Annotated in this window: 28 protein-coding genes; 5 read left to right on the top strand and 23 right to left on the bottom strand. The window is 41.6% G+C overall.

From position 1 onward, the window contains the following. Positions 1-408 precede the first annotated feature (408 nt). Entirely contained in the window at positions 409-1278 is an 870-nt protein-coding gene (locus tag MKY20_RS10715) for a DUF1002 domain-containing protein (protein ID WP_009332817.1), read from the top strand. 26 nt (positions 1279-1304) lie between these two features. Here MKY20_RS10715 and lysA read toward each other — a convergent pair whose 3' ends face one another. From lysA to spoIIM, 16 genes are all read right to left on the bottom strand, one after another. Beyond that, a complete protein-coding gene (gene lysA / locus MKY20_RS10710) occupies positions 1305-2624 on the bottom strand; it encodes a diaminopimelate decarboxylase (RefSeq protein ID WP_019380345.1) in 1320 nt (439 codons plus the stop codon). A gap of 185 nt (positions 2625-2809) precedes the next feature. After that, positions 2810-4294: a spore germination protein gene (locus tag MKY20_RS10705; RefSeq protein WP_009332819.1), complete on the bottom strand. Its 1485-nt coding sequence runs from the start codon at positions 4292-4294 to the stop codon at positions 2810-2812. Continuing rightward, a complete protein-coding gene (locus tag MKY20_RS10700) occupies positions 4266-4856 on the bottom strand; it encodes a stage V sporulation protein AE (protein ID WP_019380344.1) in 591 nt (196 codons plus the stop codon). The genes MKY20_RS10705 and MKY20_RS10700 overlap by 29 nt, the downstream gene beginning before the upstream one ends. 56 nt (positions 4857-4912) lie before the next feature. Then, the gene (locus MKY20_RS10695; RefSeq protein ID WP_113884466.1) at positions 4913-5335 is read right to left on the bottom strand and encodes a stage V sporulation protein AB; all 423 of its coding nucleotides are present in this window, start codon (positions 5333-5335) and stop codon (positions 4913-4915) included. Then, a complete protein-coding gene (locus MKY20_RS10690) occupies positions 5325-5945 on the bottom strand; it encodes a stage V sporulation protein AA (RefSeq protein ID WP_009332822.1) in 621 nt (206 codons plus the stop codon). The genes MKY20_RS10695 and MKY20_RS10690 overlap by 11 nt, the downstream gene beginning before the upstream one ends. Positions 5946-6171: 226 nt before the next feature. Beyond that, positions 6172-6930, bottom strand: a complete 759-nt coding sequence (gene sigF, locus MKY20_RS10685) for an RNA polymerase sporulation sigma factor SigF (protein WP_009332823.1) — start codon at positions 6928-6930, stop codon at positions 6172-6174. A gap of 12 nt (positions 6931-6942) precedes the next feature. Beyond that, positions 6943-7383, bottom strand: a complete 441-nt coding sequence (gene spoIIAB, locus MKY20_RS10680) for an anti-sigma F factor (RefSeq protein WP_009332824.1) — start codon at positions 7381-7383, stop codon at positions 6943-6945. Positions 7384-7386: 3 nt separating this feature from the next. Then, positions 7387-7737, bottom strand: coding sequence for an anti-sigma F factor antagonist (gene spoIIAA, locus MKY20_RS10675; protein WP_009332825.1), 351 nt, complete (start codon positions 7735-7737; stop codon positions 7387-7389). A 225-nt stretch (positions 7738-7962) separates the two neighbouring features. Then, complete coding sequence (locus tag MKY20_RS10670; protein ID WP_009332826.1) at positions 7963-9126, bottom strand: D-alanyl-D-alanine carboxypeptidase family protein; 1164 nt, start codon at positions 9124-9126, stop codon at positions 7963-7965. A 148-nt stretch (positions 9127-9274) separates the two neighbouring features. Next, a complete protein-coding gene (locus tag MKY20_RS10665) occupies positions 9275-10579 on the bottom strand; it encodes a pyrimidine-nucleoside phosphorylase (RefSeq protein ID WP_019380340.1) in 1305 nt (434 codons plus the stop codon). Positions 10580-10807: 228 nt separating this feature from the next. Then, positions 10808-11629: a purine-nucleoside phosphorylase gene (locus tag MKY20_RS10660; RefSeq protein ID WP_019380339.1), complete on the bottom strand. Its 822-nt coding sequence runs from the start codon at positions 11627-11629 to the stop codon at positions 10808-10810. A gap of 30 nt (positions 11630-11659) precedes the next feature. Further along, on the bottom strand, positions 11660-12844 hold the full coding sequence (gene deoB / locus MKY20_RS10655; protein WP_009332829.1) for a phosphopentomutase: 1185 nt from the start codon (positions 12842-12844) through the stop codon (positions 11660-11662). A gap of 321 nt (positions 12845-13165) precedes the next feature. Beyond that, on the bottom strand, positions 13166-14059 hold the full coding sequence (gene xerD / locus MKY20_RS10650) for a site-specific tyrosine recombinase XerD (RefSeq protein ID WP_341000945.1): 894 nt from the start codon (positions 14057-14059) through the stop codon (positions 13166-13168). Between the two features lie 9 nt (positions 14060-14068). Continuing rightward, positions 14069-14296, bottom strand: a complete 228-nt coding sequence (locus MKY20_RS10645; protein WP_009332831.1) for a YqzK family protein — start codon at positions 14294-14296, stop codon at positions 14069-14071. A 484-nt stretch (positions 14297-14780) separates the two neighbouring features. Then, positions 14781-15254, bottom strand: a complete 474-nt coding sequence (gene fur / locus MKY20_RS10640; RefSeq protein WP_009332832.1) for a ferric iron uptake transcriptional regulator — start codon at positions 15252-15254, stop codon at positions 14781-14783. Between the two features lie 235 nt (positions 15255-15489). Then, positions 15490-16134, bottom strand: a complete 645-nt coding sequence (gene spoIIM / locus MKY20_RS10635) for a stage II sporulation protein M (protein ID WP_009332833.1) — start codon at positions 16132-16134, stop codon at positions 15490-15492. Between the two features lie 169 nt (positions 16135-16303). Here spoIIM and MKY20_RS10630 point away from each other — a divergent pair, with 169 nt between their 5' ends. Then, positions 16304-16879 carry a GNAT family N-acetyltransferase gene (locus tag MKY20_RS10630; protein ID WP_009332834.1) on the top strand — a complete coding sequence of 192 codons (576 nt, stop codon included), beginning with the start codon at positions 16304-16306 and terminating at the stop codon, positions 16877-16879. Between the two features lie 15 nt (positions 16880-16894). On the opposite strand, the gene MKY20_RS10625 is transcribed toward MKY20_RS10630, so the two are convergent. Next, positions 16895-18061: an endonuclease Q family protein gene (locus MKY20_RS10625; RefSeq protein ID WP_009332835.1), complete on the bottom strand. Its 1167-nt coding sequence runs from the start codon at positions 18059-18061 to the stop codon at positions 16895-16897. 1 nt (position 18062) lies between these two features. Continuing rightward, positions 18063-18614: an NUDIX hydrolase gene (locus MKY20_RS10620; protein ID WP_009332836.1), complete on the bottom strand. Its 552-nt coding sequence runs from the start codon at positions 18612-18614 to the stop codon at positions 18063-18065. A 78-nt stretch (positions 18615-18692) separates the two neighbouring features. Between MKY20_RS10620 and mciZ the strand changes: the two genes are divergently transcribed. Both mciZ and MKY20_RS10610 read left to right on the top strand, forming a co-directional pair. After that, positions 18693-18827: a Z-ring formation inhibitor MciZ gene (gene mciZ, locus MKY20_RS10615; protein WP_019380336.1), complete on the top strand. Its 135-nt coding sequence runs from the start codon at positions 18693-18695 to the stop codon at positions 18825-18827. Between the two features lie 72 nt (positions 18828-18899). After that, positions 18900-19823 carry an aldo/keto reductase gene (locus tag MKY20_RS10610; RefSeq protein ID WP_009332837.1) on the top strand — a complete coding sequence of 308 codons (924 nt, stop codon included), beginning with the start codon at positions 18900-18902 and terminating at the stop codon, positions 19821-19823. 163 nt (positions 19824-19986) lie between these two features. Here the strand turns inward: MKY20_RS10610 and MKY20_RS10605 are convergent, their stop codons facing one another. The 5 genes from MKY20_RS10605 to MKY20_RS10585 form a co-directional block, all read right to left on the bottom strand. After that, positions 19987-20232, bottom strand: a complete 246-nt coding sequence (locus tag MKY20_RS10605) for a YqkE family protein (RefSeq protein ID WP_009332838.1) — start codon at positions 20230-20232, stop codon at positions 19987-19989. A 77-nt stretch (positions 20233-20309) separates the two neighbouring features. Next, the gene (locus MKY20_RS10600; RefSeq protein ID WP_009332839.1) at positions 20310-20681 is read right to left on the bottom strand and encodes a VOC family protein; all 372 of its coding nucleotides are present in this window, start codon (positions 20679-20681) and stop codon (positions 20310-20312) included. Between the two features lie 244 nt (positions 20682-20925). Beyond that, the gene (locus tag MKY20_RS10595) at positions 20926-21594 is read right to left on the bottom strand and encodes a CoA transferase subunit B (protein ID WP_009332840.1); all 669 of its coding nucleotides are present in this window, start codon (positions 21592-21594) and stop codon (positions 20926-20928) included. A gap of 24 nt (positions 21595-21618) precedes the next feature. Beyond that, on the bottom strand, positions 21619-22308 hold the full coding sequence (locus MKY20_RS10590; protein ID WP_071157019.1) for a CoA transferase subunit A: 690 nt from the start codon (positions 22306-22308) through the stop codon (positions 21619-21621). Positions 22309-22369: 61 nt separating this feature from the next. Further along, positions 22370-23557, bottom strand: a complete 1188-nt coding sequence (locus tag MKY20_RS10585) for an acetyl-CoA C-acetyltransferase (RefSeq protein ID WP_192907758.1) — start codon at positions 23555-23557, stop codon at positions 22370-22372. Positions 23558-23749: 192 nt separating this feature from the next. Here MKY20_RS10585 and MKY20_RS10580 point away from each other — a divergent pair, with 192 nt between their 5' ends. Further along, positions 23750-24658: a hydroxymethylglutaryl-CoA lyase gene (locus tag MKY20_RS10580; protein WP_071157015.1), complete on the top strand. Its 909-nt coding sequence runs from the start codon at positions 23750-23752 to the stop codon at positions 24656-24658. Positions 24659-25023: the final 365 nt, after the last annotated feature.

Genomic DNA, 25023 nt, shown 5'->3' with positions numbered 1-25023 from the left:
TATGTATTCATGCTGAATGTTGCTATTTTCGAATAAAAACCGTATAATTCATTGCCTTAGCGCCTTTTTTGATACAAGACGGCTCTAAACTATAAAAAACCAGTAAACCAGTCCCCATCCGATACTTAAGACAAGCAATAAAATAAAAAGAAGCCAATTGCTTTTTTTCATGATTCCTTACTGCCCCCATTTATATAAATCCTATGACTCACAAACTATCATTCATTTTACACTATTCTTTTTGATAATTCCATTCTGCTTGCTGAAATAGGCATTTTGAGCTAATGTTTCAGGTAAAGAAGAATTGAAACTTTTCCGCATAAGAATCGTCTATTTACAGGAAGCCATTATAATTAAGGCAGACTTGTCATACATGGCTTACCTATTTTTGCTTCGGGAGGAAACCGCATGAAATGGAATAAAATGCTTGCGCTATTCATGATTTCGCTATTATTTATTATGCCGATACAGGCATTTGCCGATATGGCAGAAGGTGACGTAATTGTCACCCTAGGAGAGAATCTATCAGAAGAACAAAAAAATATGCTTCTGGCTGAAATGAAAGCTCCGAAAGATGCGGCCATCATTACTGTTTCAAATGAAGAAGAACATAAATATCTTGGCAATTATATCTCTAAAGCTTTAATAGGCACGAGAGCGATATCTTCTTCAGCTGTCACAATAGCAAAACAAGGCTCCGGACTTGAAGTTGAGACAAAGAATATCAACTGGGTTACTGATGAAATGTATATTAATGCCTTGATTACTGCAGGTGTAAAAGATGCGAAAATCTATATAACAGCTCCTGCGAATGTTTCCGGAACAGCTGCCTTAACAGGCATCATCAAGGCATATGAAATTTCGGCCGAAAAAACAATCCCTGAAGAAGTAAAACAGGCGGCTAATGAAGAAATGGTCGAAACAGCTAAGCTTGGCGATTCGGTCGGAAACGAGAATGCTGCTGCTTTAATTGCCAAAATTAAAGAGGAAATTGCAAAAAACTCACCTGAAACCGATGCAGAACTAAGAACTATTATCGAAAATGCCGCCAAGGAACTCGGCATCACTCTGACTGAACAGGAGATTTTAAGTTTAATAGATTTGTTCAACAAGCTGAAAGAGCTTGATATCGACTGGAATCAGGTCGGCGAGCAGCTTAACCAGGCAAAAGACAAAATATCCAAATACCTTGAAAGTGAAGAAGGCCAAGGTTTTTTAGAAAGTTTAAAGCGTTTTTTTGTGAGTGTAATAGACGCTGTTAAAGCCTTCTTCTCTTAAAAAATTAAGCTGCCTTGACGGGCAGCTTAATTTTTTATTTTTTCATTGATTGGCAAATCCAATCTTAAAATGTCCTCGTATGTTTCTCTTTTAACAACCAGCTTTGCCTCTCCATTTTCAATAAAAACGACAGGCGGCCTTGGAATTCGGTTATAGTTGTTTGCCATGGAATAGCCGTATGCGCCGGTGCAGAAAACCGCCAAGAGGTCTTGATCCCCTGCTTTTGGAAGAGGCAAATCCCAAATAAGCATATCGCCTGATTCACAGCATTTACCGGCAATTGATACTGTCTCTTCGGGTTTATCCAATACCCGGTTTGCCAATACCGCTTCATATTTAGCCTGATAAAGAGCCGGCCTGATATTGTCACTCATGCCGCCGTCCACAGCCAGATAATTTCTGACATTTGGAACCTCTTTGCGTGATCCCGTCTGGTATAAAGTTGTCCCTGCATCTCCCACAAGGGAGCGCCCCGGCTCAATCCAAATTTCCGGCATCTTCATTGAGTAATGTTCAGCCTGTTTCTTAACTTCCCCAATGATTTCTTCAACATATTGAGATGCATGAATCGGATCATCATCTTCTGTATAGCGGATTCCAAAACCTCCGCCTAAGTTAAGCACTATAGGTTCATAAGCATGCTTTTCTTTCCATTCTGCCATCTTTTCAAAAATTTTCTTGGCAGCCAAAATGAATCCTGTTGTATCGAAAATCTGAGAACCGATATGACAATGCAGTCCAAGTGTTTCGATCCAGCTTGAATTCAGCGCTTTTTGTAAAGCCGTTTCCGCCTGTCCATTCTGAAGGTCAAACCCAAATTTTGAATCTTCCTGGCCAGTTAAGATATAATCATGGGTATGGGCTTCAATTCCAGGTGTAACCCTCAGTAAGATTTTTGTCCTGGCTGCAAGAGATTCGCAAATCTCCTCTAATAATTCCAGCTCATAAAAATTATCGACAACAATACAGCCGACCTGATTCTTAAGAGCCATTTTCAATTCTTCTCTGCTTTTATTATTCCCGTGAAAATGAATTCTTTCAGGTGGAAAATCTGCAGCAAGAGCCGTGTATAACTCTCCGCCTGAAACTACATCCAAAGAAAGACCTTCTTCATCAACAAGCTGAACCATGGCCACTGTAGAAAAAGCTTTGCTTGCATATGCCACTTGTGCTTTTATTCCAAGCTTATCGAAAGTCTGCTTAAATCCCCTTGCCCGTTCTCTTATTAATGCCACATCATATACGTATAAAGGTGTTCCAAATTGACCGGCAAGATCGACTGTGTCCATACCGCCAATTTCAAGATGCCCTTTTTCATTTACCTTCATGGTGCCGTGAAAATACATGGTTCCCCCTCTTCCTTTTCCGCAGGAGCCAGGCCAGGTTCCCCTGCCCCCGTGATTAATCAGTTTATGAAAGAAAAAGACAGCTGCGTAAGAGACTGTCTATTCTGTTTCCTTTAATCCTTTATTTAATTAAAAAAACTTTACCATATTTCGTGTATTTCCGCAATCGGCATTACGCGTATTTCTTATTTAACAGGCTGCTTATAACGATTTTTAGTCTGGACAATACTCGGCCTGATCTTTGAACCGGGCATGGAACGGCGAATCAGGATCTGGGTTAAAGCCACCGGGCTGAATGGAATAAATGGCCATAGATATGGTGTATTTAAAGATTTAATGCTTGCCAGCAGGAGAATGATTAGTGTGAGTCCCACGACTAGGCCGGGTGTATGGAAAATGGCAACTGCCACAAGCAAACACAATCGCAGAATTTTATTGGCAATGCTCAGTTCATAGCTTGGTGTCGTATATGTCCCAATTGCCGAAAGTGATACATATAAAATGACTTCAGGAACAAATAGGCCAACATCTATGGCAATTTGGCCTATAAGTACAGCGGCTATTAAGCCCATAGCTGTTGAAAGCGGTGTAGGTGTATGGATGGCTGCAATCCTTAGAAACTCAATTCCGATGTCTGCAAGAAACAGCTGGGCTATGACAGGCACATTCGTTTCTTCGTTTGGTCCGATAAACGCGATCCTTTCAGGCAGAAGCGAAGGCTCCAAAACAAACAAGAACCATAGCGGCAAAAGCACAACAGAAGCCAAGAGACCTAAAAAGCGAATCCAGCGGACAAATGTGCCGACAGCTGGCGATTGCCTGTATTCTTCCGCATGCTGTAAATGATGGAAATAAGTAGTAGGTGTTATAATCACACTTGGTGAAGTATCAACAAAAACAATAACATGCCCTTCAAGCAAATGGGCTGCTGCCACATCTGCCCTTTCCGTATACCGTACCAGCGGGAAGGGATTGTAACCCTGTTTCAGTATAAATTCTTCAACTGTTTTATCAGCCATGGTAATGCCATCTATTTCAATGGCTTTTATTTCTTTTCTAATTAAATCAACTAAATCCTGATTGGCCACATCTTTAATGAAACCAATGGCAACATCCGTTTTAGACCTTTCACCTACGCGCATTATCTCAAATCGCAGTCTCTCATCCCTAATTCTTCTGCGGGTTAAGGCCGTGTTTACTATAATATTTTCTACATAGCCATCTCTTGATCCGCGGACAACTTTTTCAGTATCCGGCTCCTGAGGGGTTCTGCCGGGATAGCTTCTGACATCGATGACAAGCCCTTCTCCCTCTCCCTCGCCTACAACCACAATTAGACCTGAGAGCACCTGATCGACCAGCTCATCCATTGTTTTAATGTGTTCAATTGATTGATGCCTCAGCCTGTTTTCAATGATTTTAAAAAGGTTAGCGGAAAGTTTTTCACTGTCATTGATTCCAACCAATCCCTCAATGATAGCAATGATATAATTCGTATCCGTTAATCCGTTAATATAATAGAAATGTACATCCTTCCTTAAGATCGTTAGCTTTCTGACACCCAGATCGAAGCTTTCTCCCAGGCCGACTCTATTTTTCATATATTTTTCAATTTCATGTACGGATTCAAATATGGGTGTCTTATCTTCTTTCGTCTTCCTTTGTGCCATAATAGCCGCTCCTTTCCAATACAAGTTCTACTGCCTTTTTAGTAATCGGTGATCCTGCATCATAATGATCTTTTTTGGACATCTTCCCGATATCGCCAATTCCCACGATTATCGGCACATCCAGCTGATCCAGACAATAAACGGTATCACCATTGATTCTGCCTATTTCCATCTCGGGAACTCCAAACTTATCAACTCCGTAGGGGGTTAATTCGCCATTATTATCAATACACACATCTACTTTTGTCCATTCGGCCTGTCTTGTTTTTGAGGCAACTGCTATGATTCCCAGAACATCGATATCCTTATGGCACGCAACATATTTCAGCGCATTCTCTCCAGTTCCCTCCCCGATAAACCCGCTGTCATCAAACATAACCAGGACAGGATCATGGGAAACCTTTTTTATTAGCTTGACGATTTGCTGACCGGTTAAGATTGAAGGGTTTCCATGCGACAAGGACAAACATCTTCCTCCGATTTCCTTAGCAACAAGTTCAACTGTCTTCCTTGCAAAATCGTCTCCATCTGTTATAAGAATGACGTGCCTCCGTTCATCCATAGCGGCTTTTCCTTTCCGAATCCTCATTTTTTCTTTAAATATGCCCAGCCGATTGCTTATTTATTTACAAAATAAATCCATTGAAACAGTGATCCGAACACCTTTCCAAATACAAATGCCATTAATAAAATCGCAATTTTCCCATCCACTCCGATTCTTTTCGCAAGGATTGGAAATACATTCAAAACTTCGGTTAAAGCTGCTGCCAGCATTCCAATAAATATTCCCGACGCGAGCCCCAGGGGGATTAAAAGCAGCGGTGTTAACTGGAGCACCGGATCCCATAAAGTTGCCAGGGCACCTGCCAAAGCACCCATAACAACTGCAGCTTCATAATGATGGATCATTTTCATCGTTTTGGTCAGCTGGGTCAGCCTCGGGATAATGCCTAAAACAGCCAGAAAGGCAACGAACCCTGAACCAACAGCGAGCCCCCCCGCAAATCCAATGATCATTACCAGGACAACATTAATGGTCATCAAGATACTTCATACTCTCCTTGTTTTCTTTCAATGCAACATAATTATCAAGATCCAGCTGATAATTGAACATTTCCACTTCCAATGGGCTAGGCTCTTCATTAAGCCGCTTCTTAAAAACATGATTAAAGAATATGATCATGCCGAGCCCCAGGCCTATGGAATAGGGAATTTGAAAAATGAGGGGCTTTCTGTCCACTTCCCCAGTTATGAGAGTGTAAATTCTAAGCTGTACAGCCTGCATGCTCACATCTTCATGAAAATTCATAATTGCCAGGGCGGCACCAATAAACAGAAGCAGCCAAACCAGCAGGAAAAGAGGGAATGATACTTTTTGCTTTTTTGTAACAACCTCAACTATCGATTGAGCCGGCCCAATCGACTGGACCTCCAGGTTTGAAAATAATTGGGTAATGGCACGAATTACCTTCATAACGTCAATTATCACAATATTTTGGTCATGCTCATTTACTTTATATAGCGGAAGTGCACAAAGCTTTACATAAATATCATCATCGGCAATGACCTGTGCAATATCTTTAAGCAGTATTATCTGATTGGGCCGTATTTGCAGACGGTGCCGCAAGCGAATATAAACTGTTTTCTCCAAAACGCTCACTTCCCACAAAGTGATTTCCTTTTTATAAACTTGGTACGACTATTTAGAGCGTTTCCGCTTTTGTGTCTATATTTAGTATGAGTTACATATATTAGCTTCATGAACTCCAATAATTGGCTGTTTAGAAAAGCAGCAGAAGTGGGGGATCTAGACAGTTATCGATGTCCAAAGCTTTATGCTTTGGTATTTTGAAAATAAAAAAAAAGACCGGATGGATTTATATATCCATTCGATCTTTCATTTGCTGGAGTATCTTTTTTTCAAGACGCGATACCTGAACCTGGGAAATACCAAGCCTTGCTGCCACTTCAGATTGAGTCTGATCTTTATAATAGCGCAAATAAACTATCAGTCTTTCCCGCTCATCCAATTCGCGGATCGCTTCTTTTAGAGCTATTTTATCAAACCATTTCCCTTCATTGCCATCATCTATCTGATCGAGCAGCGTTATGGGATCTCCATCATTTTCATAAACTGTTTCATGTATTGATGAAGGTATCCGGCTTGCTTCCTGGGCTAGGATAATATCTTCCGGAGAGATTTCCAGAAACTCGGAAAGCTCTGTAACTGTTGGGATGCGGCCAAGCGTTTTTGATAGCTCATCTTTGGCCTTCCTGATTTTATTGCCCATTTCCTTCAATGAACGGCTTACCTTCACCGTTCCATCATCGCGGATGAATCTTTGGATTTCTCCGATAATCATTGGAACCGCATAGGTTGAAAACTTCACATCATAACTGAGATCAAATTTATCAACCGATTTCAACAAGCCAATACAGCCAATTTGGAAAAGGTCATCCGGTTCATATCCTCTATTCAAGAATCTCTGGACGACAGACCAGACAAGACGCATATTTTTTTGAACAATTTTGTCTCTCGCACCCTGATCTCCGCTTTGGCTTTGCTTTATAAGCTCCTTGACTTCATTGTCCTTTAAATAGGTTTGGCCCTTCTCTGCTTTAACCTCCACATCCATAGCAAGACTCCCTTAATTGCATAGCATTTTACTATTTGATAAATGCTTCCTTAATCGGATCTCTGTGCCTATCCCCGGCTGCGATTTGATTTCGATTTCGTCCATGAAATTTTCCATGATGGTAAAGCCCATACCTGATCTTTCCAGTTCAGGCTTTGTTGTAAATAACGGCTGACGTGCCTCCTCCACATCCATAATTCCAAGGCCTTTATCCTTAATGGTCAAATCAATGAATCCATCTTCAATCAGGACAGAAATATAGACAATCCCATTAGGATCATTTTCATAGCCGTGAATAATGGAGTTGGTTACAGCTTCGGAAACGACAGTTTTAATTTCTGTCAGTTCATCCATTGTCGGATCAAGCTGAGCAATAAAAGCAGCAACAGTGACACGAGCGAATGATTCATTTTGGCTAAGTGCGCTGAATTCGAGGTTCATCACATTTTTCATATTTCAGGCAACCCCCAATCTTTGCAGTGCGTTTTCTTCTGTCGGTTCTAAACGGATAATCTTAAATAAACCCGACATATCAAATAGTCTCTGCACCGCTGGAGAAATGGCACAAACAACCATTTCACCATGCTTTTGTTTGATTTGTTTGTATCTGCCCAAAATAACTCCCAACCCTGAACTATCCATAAAAGAAAGCTGCTCAAGGTTTAAAATAATGTGATGGATGTCATGCTCTTCAATCGCCCTTGTTGCCTGTTCACGCAGCTCATCTGCCGAATGGTGGTCCAGCTCCCCGCTTAAACGAATACATAAGACATCATGCTTCACTTCCAAATTAATGTTAAGACTCACTATCTTAGCCTCCTTATCTGGTACCCGCAACTGAAAAAGCCGCTAATACTCCATGCTCTTTCTCCGGATAGGATAAGCCGGAATCTCAAAAAATTCCGGTATCCGCCCTTATAGTGAGTCAATTTCGATGCATGATGTTTCATTTCCTTCCTGGAGACAAAACTAGTGCATTTTCGCTAAAAATAATTAACATAAAGATTCTTTTCGACAAAAATGAATGGTTATTTATTCAGCTTTTGAAAATAATCCCATAGATCTCTTAAACAAGGTCCACCATGATGCTTCCATACTATCTTCTTTAGCAACCAGAGGGCTTTCAACTAAAACTTTTCCATTCTTTTTCAAGGTTAGTGTCCCGATTTGATCGCCCTTTTGGACAGGTGCTTTAATATTTTTATTTAATGTAACTTTTTGTTCAATTTCCTCAATGCTTTCACCTTTTTTAGTTAATAGGGAAATCGGTTCGCTTGTCAGGGCTTCAACCATTTTCTTCTCCCCTTTGCTTACTGCAACTTTGCCAAGGACATGATTTCTTTCATACATTGGATGTGTCTTATATTGGCTAAATGCATAGTCGAGCATTTTAGTCACTTGGGCATTGCGTTCTTTGGAAGTCGGTGCGCCAAATACAACTGCTATTACCCGCATGCCATCTTTCTCGGCAGTTGCTGTCAAGCAGTATTTTGCTTCAGATGTGAAACCTGTTTTAAGCCCATCAACTCCTGGATAAAATCGCACAAGGCGATTTGTATTGACAAGCCAGAATTTTTTATCTGTGTCTTCACGAAGATAGGCTTCATAGGTTCCAGTAAAATCTGTTATCTTTTCATATTTAAGGAGCTCTTTTGCCATTATTGCCATATCATGTGCAGTACTGTAATGTTCTTTAGCTGACAGGCCTGTAGGGTTTTGGAAATTAGTGTTCTTAAGGCCTAATTCCTTTGCCTTATTATTCATCATTTCAACGAAAGCTTCTTCTGAACCGGCAATTCTCTCAGCCATTGCAACGGACGCATCATTTCCTGAACCAATAGCGATTCCCTGCAGCATTTGCTTTGTGGTCATTTCTTCACCTGGCTCAAGGAAAATTTGCGAGCCGCCCATTGATGCCGCATACTCGCTTGTCCGGATTTTCTCATCCCATGACAGCTTTCCTTCATCTATAGCTTCCATGATTAGAAGCATTGTCATTACTTTAGTCATACTCGCAGGCGGCAGCTGTTCACCGCTATTTTTTTCATACAATATCGATCCGGTATCACGTTCGATAAGAATTGCGGATTTCACATTATCCGCTAAATCTGCACTGCTTTCTCTTGCAAATCCTGAAGGAACAAAGATTGTTGCCATTAATAATGTTATTAACATCAATGAGACGAGTCGTTTCATCACACAATACCTCCATTCTTTATAGCCTCCATTTTTTCCATTCAAAGAAAATTTATACAGTTCTGGCTGACTAAAAAGAAAATAAGAGAAACAGCACCACAGCAAAAAGCCGCCAGACATGAAGTCCTGGCGGCTTTTTGCTGCTATATTATTCAGTTATTTCTTCATGAATCAATACTGGAGCCGGTACTTTTTCAGTCGACATAGCAATGTTTTCATAAAGCATATTTCTTACTTCTTCTACATTTTCGAAGTTGCTGTAGATGGTTACGAGAGATTCGCCCTTCTGTACCTGGTCGCCGATTTTCTTTCTTAACATAAGGCCGACAGCAAGATCGATTTCGGATTCCTTGGTTGCTCTTCCTGCTCCTAAAAGCATGGCTGCTGTTCCGATTTCATCCGCTGCAATCTCAGAAACATAGCCATCCTGCTTAGCTTCTAATTCAAATGTATATTTTGCCTGAGGCAATTTTTGCGGATCATCAACAACGGAAGCATCTCCGCCCTGAGAGCTTAAGAATACTTTGAATGTGTCTAAAGCGGAACCGTCTTTAATAACATTTTCAAGCTTCTCACGCGCCTCCTTCAATGAATTCGCTTTTTTCGCCAAGAAAACCATATGGCTGCCCAAGGTCAGGCAAAGTTCTGTCAAATCTTCAGGACCTTCGCCTTTTAATGTATCGATCGCTTCTTTTACTTCAAGGGCATTTCCAATTGCATAGCCCAGCGGCTGGCTCATATCGGAGATAACTGCCATTGTGTTTCTGCCAACATTATTTCCGATTCGAACCATCGCTTTCGCTAATTCACGTGAATCATCAAGTGTCTTCATAAATGCGCCAGCGCCTGTTTTAACATCAAGGACAATGGCGTCAGCACCTGCAGCGATTTTCTTGCTCATAATCGAACTTGCAATTAGAGGAATGCTGTCGACTGTAGCTGTAACATCGCGCAGTGCATACAACTTTTTGTCAGCTGGTGTTAAGTTTCCGCTCTGTCCAATTACTGCAATTTTATTTTGATTAACAAGCTTTATAAATTCATCATTTTCAATTTCCACATGGAAACCTACTACAGACTCAAGTTTGTCGATTGTTCCGCCTGTATGTCCGAGTCCCCTGCCTGACATCTTCGCAACCGGAACACCCACTGCCGCTACAAGCGGCCCCAGGACCAGTGTTGTTGTATCGCCAACACCGCCAGTTGAATGTTTATCTACTTTAATGCCTTCTATTTTCGATAAGTCGATTTGATCACCGGATTCTACCATCGCCATAGTCAAGTCGGCTCTTTCGCTCTCTGTCATTCCCTGGAAAAAGATAGCCATTGTTAAAGCACTTACCTGATAATCCGGGATTGATCCGTCTGTATATCCTTTAATGACAAACTGAATTTCTTCTGTTGTTAACTCAAGTCCATCCCTTTTCTTTTCAATAAGATCCACCATTCTCATCATCAAACACCACTGCTTTCATTTATTCTTTTCTTATGGCTCTAATCTAATCGGATTGTTGTTTTTGTTCAATAAGCAGCCCGTTGATTTCAGCACGGGACACTTGCTTCCCGCAGGGAGGAACGAGAGCCTCCTCTGAGCAGGAGTCAAGTGCCCTCCGCTCCAACCAACTTAGTAATTAAACTAAGTTAGCCGCATAGCCTCAGAATCAACATGCCTTAAAAAATCTTATACACCAAGTTCCTTAACAATTGCTTTCACATAACGAAGGAAATCGGCTTTAACTTTCTCAGTTGTTTCGATTACTTCTTCGTGGTTCAGCGGCTGATCCAGGATACCTGCAGCCATATTTGAGATACAGGAGATTCCAAGAACATTCATTCCTGAATGCTGTGCCACAATGACTTCTGGAACAGTTGACATGCCGACTGCATCTCCGCCCATTGTTCTCAGCATGCGAATTTCTGCAGGTGTTTCATAAGTTGGCCCTGTATTGCCGACATAAACTCCTTCCTGAATCTTCAGGTCTAGCTTATCGGCTATATCTCTGGCAAGCTTTCTCAATTCTTTGGAATATGCTTCTGACATATCCGGAAAACGCGGACCCATGCGGGAATCATTGGGACCAATAAGCGGATTGCTGCCCATATTGTTGATATGGTCTGAAATAAGCATGAGATCACCAGGTGAATAGGCTTCATTCACTCCGCCTGCTGCATTCGTAACAATAAGCTTCTCAACACCCATTTCGTTCATAACTCTTACCGGAAAGGTTACTTTATCAAATGAGTATCCTTCGTAATAATGGAAACGGCCTTGCATAGCAACCACTTCAATGCCGTTCAAACGTCCGAATACCAGTTGTCCTGCATGGCCCTCTACTGTTGATACAGGAAAATCAGGGATTTCGTTATAAGGGATTTTAACCGGTTCTTCAATTTCGTCTGCCAGCACTCCAAGTCCTGACCCTAATATCAGCCCAATCTTTGGCTGTCCAGTATACTTATTTTTAAGAAATTCAGCCGCATTTTGAATTTTGCTATAATTCATCGTCATTCTCCTCATCTGCTTTTTTATTCGTTATTTCAATTGATTTAAAAAGCTTTTGCCAAAAGCCGGCATCTTTACATTAAAGTTATCAGCAATTGTTGCTCCAATATCTGCAAAGGTTTCGCTAATTGGAAGCTCTTGCCCTTCCTCCATGTCTTTTGAGTAAACAAGAAGAGGAACATATTCACGTGTATGATCTGTGCCATGGTGGACCGGGTCATTACCATGGTCCGCAGTGATCATTAATAGGTCGCCGTCCTGCATTTTTTCAAATACTTCAGGCAGGCGCTCATCAAATTCTTCAAGTGCTTTTCCATAGCCTTCCGGATCACGTCTATGCCCAAATAATGCATCAAAGTCAACAAGATTCAAAAAGCTCAGGCCCGTAAACTCTTTTTCAAATGTTTCAATCAGCTTATCCATTCCGTCCATATTTGAAGTTGTACGAATGGCTTCCGTTACCCCTTCGCCATCAAAAATGTCGGAAATTTTGCCGATTGCCAATACATCGAGGCCAATGTCTGCCATTTCGTTCATTACCGTGCGGTCAAAAGGCTTTAACGCATAATCATGTCTATTGGATGTTCTTTGGAAATTTCCCGGCTCGCCAATGAATGGTCTGGCAATCACTCTGCCGACCATATATTTTTCATCCAGCGTCAGTTCGCGTGCAATCTTACAGATTTCATACTGTTCTTCGATTGGTATTATATCTTCATGTGCCGCGATCTGCAGTACTGAATCGGCTGATGTATAAACAATCAAAGCGCCGGTTTTCATATGCTCTTCCCCGAGTTCAACTAGAATTTCCGTTCCGCTCGCCGGTTTATTGCCGATTATTTTTCTCCCGGTACGGGCTTCAAGTTCAGAAATCAATTCCTGCGGGAACCCGTCTGGAAATACCCGAAAGGGGGTTTGGATATTCAAGCCCATGATCTCCCAATGTCCAGTCATTGTGTCTTTTCCGTTAGATGCTTCCTGCATTTTAGTGTAAAATGCCATTGGCTTCTCTGCTTTTTCGATTCCTTTGATTTCATTGATATTACTAAGCCCGAGTTTGCCCATATTCGGCATCTTCAGGCCATTCATTTTTTCTGCAATGTGGCCAATCGTATCAGCGCCTTTATCACCGAACTTATCGGCATCAGGCGCTTCTCCAATTCCTACTGAGTCCATGACGATTAAAAAAACGCGCTTATATGTATATGCAGACATATGTAAACCTCCTAATTATTTGAATACGGTTACAAAAATCATATTCGTATAGTACCCTTTTTAGGTTTATTTAACACTGATTCTCTTGCTGAAAGAAAAGCGGAACGCCTTGTCTGCCCACACACCTCAAGGAGGCAGGCGATGGACCTGGACAGTAAAAAAGGTAATTCTTTCAGTTAAATAAATATATAGATAGCCCTTTCATTCGTCAGAAGTCTGACATCTATATTTTACATAATAAACAGGTAAAAAGACAAGAAAAAGCTGCCTATTTTTCATGGCAGCTTTATGACATTTATATTTACTTAGTTAATTAATGGTTTAAGCACGGGGATGATATTGGCTGTACACATCTTTAAGGCGAGTTTTGGTTACATGCGTATAAATTTGCGTGGTGGAAATATCGGCATGTCCAAGCATTTCCTGGACTGCCCGCAAATCCGCACCATTTTCAAGCAGATGAGTAGCAAATGAATGCCTCAGCGTATGCGGAGTAAGTTCCTTCTCGATCCCTGCCTCCTGAGCCAGCCGCTTCAATATTTTCCAAAATCCCTGTCTTGAAAGACGTTTGCCGTGATGATTTAAAAATAACGCTTCATCTTTATGCTTTTTTGGAGCAAACTTTCCTCTTCCTTCATTTAAATATTTTTCCAGCGCTTCTGAGGCTGTTTTGCCAATAGGCACAATCCGCTCCTTGTTTCCTTTGCCTATACATCTTACAAAGCCCATCGTTAAATGGACATCACCTATGTTCAGGCCAATCAGCTCACTTACGCGAATGCCTGTAGCATATAAAAGTTCAAGCATGGCTTTATCGCGCAAACCAAAGTGATCCTTTATCTCTGGAAAATCCAATAAAGTTTCCACTTCCTGCATATTTAATACTTTTGGAAGCGAACGTTCCATTTGCGGTGTTTCTATATGGACCGAAGGGTCATGGCCAACTGCTTTTTCGCGGAGCAGAAATTGGTGAAAGGCCCTTATGGAGGCTATATGCCGGGCCAAGGTTTTTGAGGATTTGCCCTGTTTTTTTAAAAAGCTGAGAAATTGGACAATCTGTGTCCGCTGCACACTCTCAAGGCTTGAAATCTTCTCTTCAGACTTGAGATATTTCAGATAACTTTTCAAATCTCTTTCATAAGATACAATTGTATTTTTGGCCAGGCCTTTTTCTACAAGTAAATAATGAATAAAGTCCCTTAACTGATCATCCATATGATTGCATTACTCCCCATTTAAATAGAAAAGAATTAACCGGTCCAGCAAGCTCCTATCTTCATCTGTACCGCTCGCCGACACCTTAACAGCCGCTCCCTGTGGTTCGTCATAGCGGTGATAATCCTGGTATTCTTCGTTTAACCACATAATACCATAATAAAAAAGGATTGTGCATCCAGTAAAAATGACAAACACTTTAATGGTCTGAAAAGCCATACTCAGCCAGGATTTCATTGTTTGGTCCTCCATCACTTTTAATAAGCAAAGATTCAAATGCTTTCTATTATTAAAAGGTATGCCATTTTGGACAAGAATTATACCTGAATCTGCATAATTGGCGTTTCTTCAGGGCACTCTTCCTTTTTGTTTGTTATTGGGGATTTACTTTTATAACCAGGCTCTTATGGATTGTTGTTTTTCTGAAAGAAGCCCGTTGATTTCAGCACGGGGCACTCCAGCTTTCCCGCGGGGAGGAATGAGAGCCTCCTCGGCTTCGCGTCTCTCCCTTCCCTCTCCTCCCGCAGAACATTGAATAAACCTCCTTGAATGAACACCGCACGAAGGAAATGCGATAGCATTTTCGAGGATCAAGTGCCCACAGCGAAGATCAACTTTGCGGTAAAAAATATTTTTATCCATTCGAAAACAGCAAACTTTGTGAAAATAGATCAAAATAAAAAGCCCATTCTAATGTAAGAATAAGCTTTGTCAATAAATATTAGTTTTCTTCTGTTTCGGTTTCGTTGTCTGTCTGTTTATCCTGGCAGCGGTAGCAGATGCCATGAAACGTAAGGCGGTGATCCTTTATTTTAAAGTTCCAGCGGCGTTCAACCACTTCCTCTACGTCTTCAAGCAAATCTTCCTGAATTTCATCAACAGCTCCGCACTCAATACAGACTAAATGGTGGTGAAAATGGGCTGCCCCTTCCTGACGCAGGTCATAACGGGAAACTCCATCACCAAAGTTAATTTTATCGACAATTTTTAGTTCAGTCAGCAATTCAAGTGTTCTATATACAGTTGCCAAGCCTATCTCAGGCGATTTCTCTTTTACTAGGAGGTAGACATCTTCCGCACTTAAATGATCCTCTTCGTGTTCTAACAGGACGCGAACTGTTGCCTCTCGCTGTGGTGTTAGTTTATAGCTGGATGAATGCAACTGTTTTTTTATTCTTTCAATTCTGCTTTCCATACCGAAAGTCCCTCCCTCGCCACTAACATTCTCATTATAACAGAAATGAGATCACATTCAAAATAAAATAATTATAAATAACAGATAAAAATTACTTTCATATAATAATTATTATAAAATGATTCAAAACATATTTAAACCTCTTTATATGTACCCTATCTTCTTTGTTTCTATCCCTTTTCCTGCACAAACAAAAGACAGAGCTGGTAGCTCTGCCATTACATTCATTCATATGTTAGGATTGGATTGAGTTGACAACAGACTTCATTAAGACAGGCGAGATAAACGCCTCCACTCCGGCTGCAGCAATTAGAAACAGAATGGCTACTGCAAAAGCAACCATATACCTTCCAAAAAGAGGCATCATGGGCTGACCGACTTTTTTCATAAATTGTCTTCTTATCATTTTTAAAGAGAAAGAAACAGCCAGTGCTGCAGCGAGAATAAATATAGGTATAATGATCAGATTCTGGGGAAGGACCGATACAAAGGAAAGCAAAAACCCTTCCCATCCCATTTGGTTAACGAGAAAACCAACTGTAAAGCCAACCACCATCCCTTTCATAAATAGAAGAATCAGAATGACAGGCAGTCCAATTATGGAGATTCCCAAAATCCACATCAGTCCTATAAATTTTGTATTATGAAAAAAGCTCTGTTTGAATAATTCATCTGCTGCTGCAACATGTCCATCTGATACCTGGCCAAAAAACTGCGACAGATAATAAAATAAATCTTCCTTTTGTGTAAAGCTTAAGCTATTCACAACGATAGCCCCAAAAATGACACCCATCAGGAATAATACAACAACAAATAAATAGATTGAGGAATGTTCGCGAAAGTGGGCTGCTGCAGCGTTCTGGTACATTTTTTTCTTCATTGCTCTTCCTCCTAAAACAAAACAGATTGGATATTAAATTCTATGCCTGTCCCAGATTTGTATGACAAAGAATTGGTTACTCCCCAATGGAAAAAAAGTCTTGAATACTTCAGTTATTTCCGCTATAATTTTCAAAATTATTTAAATTGTCATAGAGGGGAATGAGAAAATGGATTCGATTTTAAATGAGTTTCCAGAGAGGATTGAAACCGAAAGGCTATATATGAGACCTGCCTTGCCCGGAGATGGGAAAACAGTGCATGAAGCTATATTAGTTTCAGCTGCTGAGCTAAGAAAATGGCTTCCTTTTGCACAGAATGAACAATCAGTGGAAGAAACTGAAGCTGGCATCCGCAAATCTTATGCCAAGTTTATCCTTAGGGAAGATTTCCGTATCCATATTTATAGGAAAGAAGACGATGTCTTTATTGGCTCCACTGGCCTGCATCGTATTGATTGGGATGTCCGCAAATTCGAAATAGGTTATTGGGGAGATTCGAGGTTTCAGAAAAAAGGATATATTACTGAAGCTGCCGAAGGTTTGACGAAATTTGCCTTTGAGCATTTTCAAGCGAACAGAGTGGAAATTAGATGTGATCCGAAAAACATAAACAGCCGAAGGATTCCCGAAAGGCTGGGATACACGCTTGAAGGGGTACTAATCAATGACAGTCTGAGCGCAGATGGAAAAGAGCTTAGGGATACATGCATTTATGCTAAAGTATCTAAAAAACATAGAGCCTGATGGGCTCTATGTTTTTTAGATATCCATAATTTTGCCGTACTTGCCCCCGCCCCCTGCCTTGAGGTTTAATGTTCCTCCTCGGGCTTTCTCAATAAGCCTGGCTGTTTTCTCAGGGATTACTTTGCTTATTTCTGATAAAGGAACATCGTGAAGAATGGCCATTTCAGTGCCGAAATGATTCAGCAGCTTCTCCAGCATTTTCGGGCCTAACCCTGGAATGAACTCAAGCGGCACTTGATGAATATAGGGAGGCCGTTCAACGAGCAATTCTCCAGATGATTTTAGTTCAGAGATCCGGTCAGCCACGCCTTTGATAAATTTGTGGTTACCGCAATTTCTGCATATGCCCTTTGCTCCATCAAATGGGGCAAAACATTCAGAGCAAACAGTCTGATGGTATTTTCCAAGCAGCGGATCGAGCCCGAAATTGGCTTTCACCTTGCATTTTTCTTTTTCAGCCAAAGCCTTTTTCAGGCCAGCAAATGTTGGTGACTCCATTTCAAGGATTTGATATTCTCTTGCAATTTTTTTTAGTGAATGGGCATCTGAGTTGGTTAAAAAGGTATATCTGTGTAGTTCAGCTATTTGATCAGCCATCATAGTATCTGCACTGAGCCCCAGCTCTATTGCATCAATTAAGCCAGGATCAAACACTTCTGACAGCGACCGCTCCACCCCTTTCCCGAATAAACTTTTAAATGGGGTAAAAACATGGGCAGGTATAAAAAGCCCATCCAGTTCCTTCACTTTTTTCTGAAGAATTCTGCCTGAGGCATAAATTCTCTGTGAGCTTAATGTTATATTCTTTAAATGTCCCGATAGCCAGGCTGAGAAAACCTTCATAGCTGAAAGGGTCGGAAAGAAGCAAAGAACATGAATGGGGCCTTTACAGAATTCATCATATATTTCAAGCTCTGAGCCAGGTATAATCGTTAAATCTCCATACTGAAGTCCCCCGTCGCTATGTTCAGTTACCAGTCCTTTTTGAGCCAAATCCTCGATTTCAAGAATGACTTCAGGAGAATGACAATCAATAATGCCGATGATATCAAGCCCTTTTTCATTTCGGGCATGCCTGATGATATTTGTGAAGGTTAAGGATTTAGCGCCTGTTATTTTAACCGGCTTTCCCGTAAACGTACGTCCAATATGGATATGGAGATCAGTAAAAAAGCGCTTCATGCTATTTTTTCTGCGCCTCTTGCAGCTGCAGATATTGGATAGCATAAGCGGTTTTCGCATCATAAATCCTTTGCTGCTTCAGCAGGGAAATTGCTTCATCAAGCGTTACTTCCATAAGATTCACAAATTCATCCTCATCAGGCGAAGCGGCATTTTCTTTTTTCATAAGACCCTTTGCTATATATAAATGTACCAGCTCATCGGCAAATCCAGGAGAAGTGTAGAATGAGATCAGCCATTCCATTTCCGTGCAGCCGTACCCCGTTTCTTCTTCAAGTTCCCTTTCTGCACAAACTCTGGGCTCTTCTCCTGCTTCAAGCTTTCCGGCAGGGATTTCAGCAATAATCTTATCCAGCGCTTTTCTATATTGTTCGACCATCACTATTTTATTATCTTCTGTTACAGCCAATACAGCTACTGCCCCGGGATGTTTGATAATTTCCCGCTTCGATGTTTTGCCATTCGGCAATTCAACATCTTCCACCTGCAGACTAATGACTTTACCAGTGAAGATTTTTTCCGTATTAATCGTTCTTTCTTCTAGGCGGCTCATTGTTTTTAAGTCACTCCTGTTCTATTCCGATAATGATTGCTCATACATTTTATCATACTTGATGAGGGGGAGTATGGCATGAAGGTGTATGTCCACAAAAGGGGAATTATTCTGACCGGAAAAGCCTGGGAAGTCCGTGAGAAATTAAAACAATACAGCAGGCAGTACGTTCTTGTAAAAGACTGGGTTGAATCTCAGAACAATATAAAATGATAAGCCTCTAAATTTGAGTATGCCTCATTTGTTTATGTACAATTATAGAAAACACTCAAATGAGGTGGGTACTTGAAAAAGAGAAGACTTGGAAACTCAGACTTGTACGTAAGCGAGCTTGGGCTGGGCTGCATGTCAATTGGCACCAACCCTTCCCAGGCTCAGGAGATTATTGAAGCTGCCCTTGAGGAAGGAATCAATTATTTTGATACAGCTGACTTATATGACTTTGGCGAAAATGAAAAGCTTGTCGGACAATCCTTAAAGAGTGTCCGGGAACAGGTTATCATTGCTACCAAAGCCGGCAACCGCTGGAATAATAATAAAGATGGCTGGAGCTGGGATCCCTCAAAAAGCCACATCAAAGAAGCTGTAAAGGACAGTTTAAAAAGGCTGGGCACAGACTATATTGATTTATATCAGCTTCATGGAGGCACGATTGAAGATCCTATTGATGAAACCATTGAAGCATTTGAGGAACTGAAGGAAGAAGGATACATCCGGCAATATGGCATATCCTCCATCCGTCCAAATGTGATCCGTGAATATGCTTCAAAGTCCTCCATCATTTCGGTCATGATGCAATACAGCATTCTAGATCGGCGACCGGAAGAAGAAGCTTTACCGCTTCTAAATCAAAAAGGCATCAGCGCGGTTACAAGAGGTCCGCTCGCTAAAGGTCTGCTCAGCGACAAAATGCTGTATAAGGCAACGGAGTCAGTTAAAAAGAAAGGCTATTTGGATTACAGCTATGCTGAATTGGAAGAAACGCTTACCAGCATCAGGGAAAAAATTTCGGATGAGCGCTCCATGACTGAGATAGCATTTCAGTATAATCTTGCGGATCCCGCTGTCGCTTCCGTGACGGCAGGTGCCAGCAAGGCAGAGCAAGTTAGAGCAAATGCAAGAGCAATAAGAGCTAATCCCCTGAATAAAGATGAATTGACTATTATTCAATCCATTGCCAAGCTAAACAAATATGAGCAGCATCGATAATAATAGCTTGTAATAATGAGAAAAGAAGGGGCTGATGGAAAGTCAGCCCCTTCTTTTTTTGAAAGATAAGAATATGTAATTTCTGAAGTTAGATAACTGTCCAGCTCAGGCACCATCGGCTCTCGGGCCTAAGCTGCTAAGCGTGCGCCTTCCGCTTTTCTTATTATTTGAACTCTTTCCAGTTAAGATCGCTTTCTCCAAGCAGTTCTTCAAAACTTTTATTTTTTTCGCGCAGTCTTCTTTCCTCTCTTTTTTTGCGCTCATCTTCTTCCTTCTGTTTATCTTCGGCAGCTTTTAATTCCTGCTTTTTCCCTTTTAATTGCTCCATTAAGTCCTGGTTTAGCATATCGCCAAGCGTGACTGGCTTATCGTCTTTTTTAGGCTGGGAATGGTGTTTTTTCTTTTTCATATAATCCCCTCATCAACTAATTTTGCCATTTATTATATCATATTTTTCTATTCATGAAGGAACAGGCTGCATGGCTATTACGACAAATACTCCAGGAACTCAATTCTGTTTCCGAATGGATCATCAACAAAGAATCGCTTCCTTCCTTCTATTGGCGGTTCTTCCTTTATAGCTATCTTCTGCTCTTGGAGACTGCTTCTCAAGTCTTCGAGGTTTTCTACAATAAATCCAGGGTGGGCTTTTTTGGCCGGCAGGAAGCCTTCCTGCACCCCGATATGGATTTCCTGATCTCCGCATATAAACCAGCAGCCGCCGCGCTTCTGAAGATTTTCAGGCTTGGGAATTTCCTTCAGTCCAAGCTGCTCACCGTAAAATTTCCTCGCTGCATCCTCGCAGCCTTTTGGAGCTGCCAGCTGGATATGATCGATTCCTTTAAATGAAAAACTCATTTTTTCTCCTCTTTTCTTTCAACCTCTTATTAAGAGGCCTATTTCTATTTCTCATTAGTTGTTTGCACTTTTGAATGCTGCCCGTTGATTTCCGCTGCAGGCACTCAAGCTTTCCCGCGGGGAGGAACGAGAGCCTCCTCCCGCAGGACATTGAGTTATGTGCAAATATAAACACTGAAATTTATTAAAAAACAATTCAAAAATAATGAAAAGCACAGCATGCAGCTGTACTTTTCAAAAGAAATTAATAAGCTTCTGTTACAACGTTTTCATCAATTTGCAATTCAGGTTCTGTTGAATTGATTATGTCCTCGATTGTGAAGCCTTTAGCGACTTCAACAAGCTTCAAACCAGAATCAGTGACATCGATGACTGCCCGCTCAGTTATAATGCGGTCAACAACGTTTTTTCCTGTTAAAGGCAGGCTGCATTCTTTAAGGATTTTCGAATCTCCATTTTTATTGGTGTGGTCCATGATGACGATGATTTTATTGGCGCCATGAACCAGATCCATTGCACCGCCCATTCCCTTGATCATTTTCCCGGGAATCATCCAGTTGGCCAGATCCCCTTTTTCAGAAACCTCCATGCCGCCGAGAATGGCAATATTCACATGGCCTCCCCTGATCATCGCAAAAGATTCAGCACTATCAAAATAGGAGGCCCCCGAAATTGCGGTAACTGTTTCTTTTCCTGCATTAATTAAATCCGGATCAACTTCGCTTTCGGCAGGGTATGGTCCAATTCCCAGCAATCCATTTTCAGATTGAAGGACTACTTCTTTATTATCAGAAATATAGTTTGCAACCAATGTCGGCATGCCGATTCCCAAATTAACGTAAAAGCCATTTTCAATTTCTTTCTCAGCACGTCTGGCAATTTTCTCGCGGACTGCTGCTTTATCGTTACTCATGAGTCCCTCTCCTTCCGTCCGTATCTATTTCTTCACAGTCAGTCTTTCAATGCGCTTCTCCTGTGCTCCCTCAATCAGCGACTGGACATAGATGCTCGGCGTATGAATATAGTTCGGATCCAATTCACCAATTTCATAAAGTGTCTCCACTTCTGCAATTGTCACTTTGCCTGCTGCTGCAATCATCGGATTGAAGTTCCGGGCAGTTTTGTGATATACAAGATTGCCCATTTTATCGCCCTTCCATGCTCTTACAAGGCTGAAGTCTGCTTTCAGTGCCTCTTCAAGGAGATATTCCTTGCCGTCAAAAACCTTGGTTTCTTTCCCCTCTGCAATCGGTGTGCCTACTCCTGCCGGCGTATAAAAAGCAGGAATGCCGGCACCGCCTGCACGAATTTTTTCCGCCAGTGTTCCTTGAGGCAGCAGCTCTACTTCAATTTCGCCTGAAAGAACCTGTCTCTCAAACTCTTTGTTTTCGCCGACATAAGAACCGACCATTTTCTTAATCTGTTTATTTTTTAATAGCAGCCCAAGCCCCCAATCATCAACACCGCAGTTATTTGAAATGACAGTAAGGTCCTTGACCCCTTTATCAACTAAAGCAAGAATAAGGTTTTCAGGGATTCCGCACAGACCGAAGCCGCCAACCATAAGGACAGCGCCATCATGAATTTCCTGAACTGCTTCACTGAAGGAAGTACAAATTTTCTTCACTTCAATCACTCCTTTCATTGAAATACTCAATTTTTTTGCTTTTCATTTATTTTCGAAATTCCTATGCAAGCTCCACCACCGTGGCTACCCCCTGGCCACCGCCGATGCATAGAGTTGCAAGGCCTTTTTTCGCCTGTCTTTTTTGCATCTCATGAATAAGAGTTACAAGAATTCTTGCACCGCTTGCGCCGATTGGATGTCCGAGCGCAATTGCCCCGCCATTTACATTCAGAATCTCCTTGTTAAAACGAAGCTCCCTGTCAACTGCGAGCGACTGGGCTGCAAATGCTTCGTTTGCTTCAATAAGCTCCAATTCATCCATGGAAACAGAAGCCTTTTGAAGAGCTTTTTTTACCGCAGCAACAGGGCCAATGCCCATGATGCTTGGATCCACACCTGCACTTGCATTTCCTTTAATCGTTACTAATGGCTTAAGTCCAAGTGCATCTGCTTTCTTTTTGCTCATAACAAGCAATACCGCAGCACCGTCATTAATCCCGGAAGCATTACCGGCTGTTACGCTGCCGTCTTTCTTAAACGCCGGGCGCAGGCCTGCGAGCTTTTCAGCATTCGTCCCTTTTTTTGGATACTCGTCTGTATTAAAAACAATCGGATCCCCTTTTCGCTGAGGAATTTCCACAGGAACGATTTCATCATTGAATTTTCCTTCTTCAATTGCCTTTGCCGCCTTTTCCTGGCTGGCTGCTGCGAATTCGTCCTGTTCTTCCCGGCTCAGCTCGTATTTAGAGCAGAGATTCTCAGCAGTAACTCCCATATGGTAATCATTAAATGCACACCAGAGCCCGTCTGATATCATCGAATCTATAAGCTTTTGATCTCCCATTTTAAAGCCATTTCTTGCATTTTTCAGTATGTAAGGAGCCTGACTCATATTCTCCATGCCGCCAGCAATCACCGCTTCTGCATCACCGGCTAAAATGGCCTGTGCAGCTAAATGAACTGCTTTCAGCCCGGAACCGCAGACCTTATTAATCGTCATCGCGGAAACGCTTTCAGGAAGGCCCGCTTTAAGAGCTGCCTGCCTTGCCGGATTCTGTCCCAGACCTGCCTGCAGGACATTCCCCAGGATTACTTCATCTATCTGATCCGGTGTTACACCTGCTTTTTCAAGTGCGCCTTTTATCGCAATCGCCCCAAGCTCTGGTGCTGATACGTCTTTAAGGCTTCCATTAAAACTGCCGATTGCTGTCCGGACAGCGCTGACTATTACGACTTCTGTTTGTGCCATCTCTCTCATCCTTTCAAAACATCTCTCTGCTTATATTCGTGCCAAGATCTCAAAATTCCTTTTATTTTGTCAAAATTTTTATTATTCTTGCAATCAAAAATGCTTTCCTACTACAATAAATTCAAGGGATTTAACCTTTTTAAGAAAGCGCTTACCAGGCACAATCTAAAATATGAAACGGGAGAGGAAAACATGACGCTTGCAATTCCAAATAAAGTAACCATCATTGAAGTTGGCCCTCGGGATGGACTGCAAAATGAAAAGTCCTTTGTACCCACCGAAGTCAAGAAAGACTTTATTAGAAGTTTAAAAAATGCAGGATTAACAGAATTGGAGCTTACTTCATTTGTGTCTCCTAAGTGGGTTCCGCAGATGGGGGATGCAACTGAAATTACGGCAGATTGCCTTGATGCAAATACAAGGGATATCGTGCTGGCCCCAAACCGCAAGGGCATTGAAAGGATATATATGACTGAATGCCGGGCCGTTGCCGTTTTCGTCGGTGTAAGCAATACATTTAATAAGAAAAATATTAATAAATCCACTCAGGAAAGCATGGATGAACTAAAGCCGATTATCGGAGAACTGAAGGAGAAAGGTTACTTTGTCCGCGCCTGCATCTCTACGGCATTTCATTGCCCGTATGAAGGAGCAATCGACCCTGAAGATACAGTTGGGCTATGCCGTCAATTTGTTGACGCAGGGGCTGATGAATTAAGCGTGGCAGATACTATCGGGATGGCTGCTCCCCATGAATCGCACGGGCTTTTTTCCCGTTTAAAAGAAGAGTTTCCAACTACCCTGCTGGCTGCACATTTTCATGACACAAGAAAAATGGCCCTCACTAATATTTTTGCAGCCTTACAGGCAGGTGTCGACCGCTTTGACACTTCCGCCGGAGGACTTGGCGGATGCCCATTTGCCCCGGGCGCTGCAGGCAATGCGGCAACTGAAGATGTTGTGTATATGCTAGAGCGTATGGGAATTGAAACCAATGTTAATCTTGATCAATTACTTGAAGCGGTAAAAATTGTTCAGCCTCATCTTTCCAGGCCGATTGAAAGCACCTATTTCAGGCTGAACGCTCAAACTGTTCAATAGCAGCTTCTTAAGATGAATAATACGCCCTTTCTTATAGCATCTTATTAGATGAAAGCAACTGCTAAAGCAGCTGACGAACTCAAATCAGCTGAAGCCTATTAGAAGGGGGATTATCCGATGAGCCAAAAACGTGATAAAGGATATAGCTAGAAGGGAAAGCCGAATTCCGATACAGTAAACCAGACGATTGCTGCCGAGGATTTAGAAAAGGCAATTCATCCAACTAAAAGACAAAACGCAAAGCAATAAGCCGCCGAAAAGCGGCTTTTTTCATGCCGAGATTCCTTCTGAAATTTCTGCATGTCCCGGCTCACATCTCTGTTTTAATTTTATCCGGAATGGTAAAATAAAGAAAAAAGATGGAG

The organism is Cytobacillus sp. FSL W8-0315 (assembly GCF_038002905.1).
Classification (GTDB): domain Bacteria; phylum Bacillota; class Bacilli; order Bacillales; family Cytobacillaceae; genus Cytobacillus; species Cytobacillus pseudoceanisediminis.
Note: the sequence above shows the minus strand (reverse complement) of the source record. Positions and strands in the feature narration are given on the sequence as shown.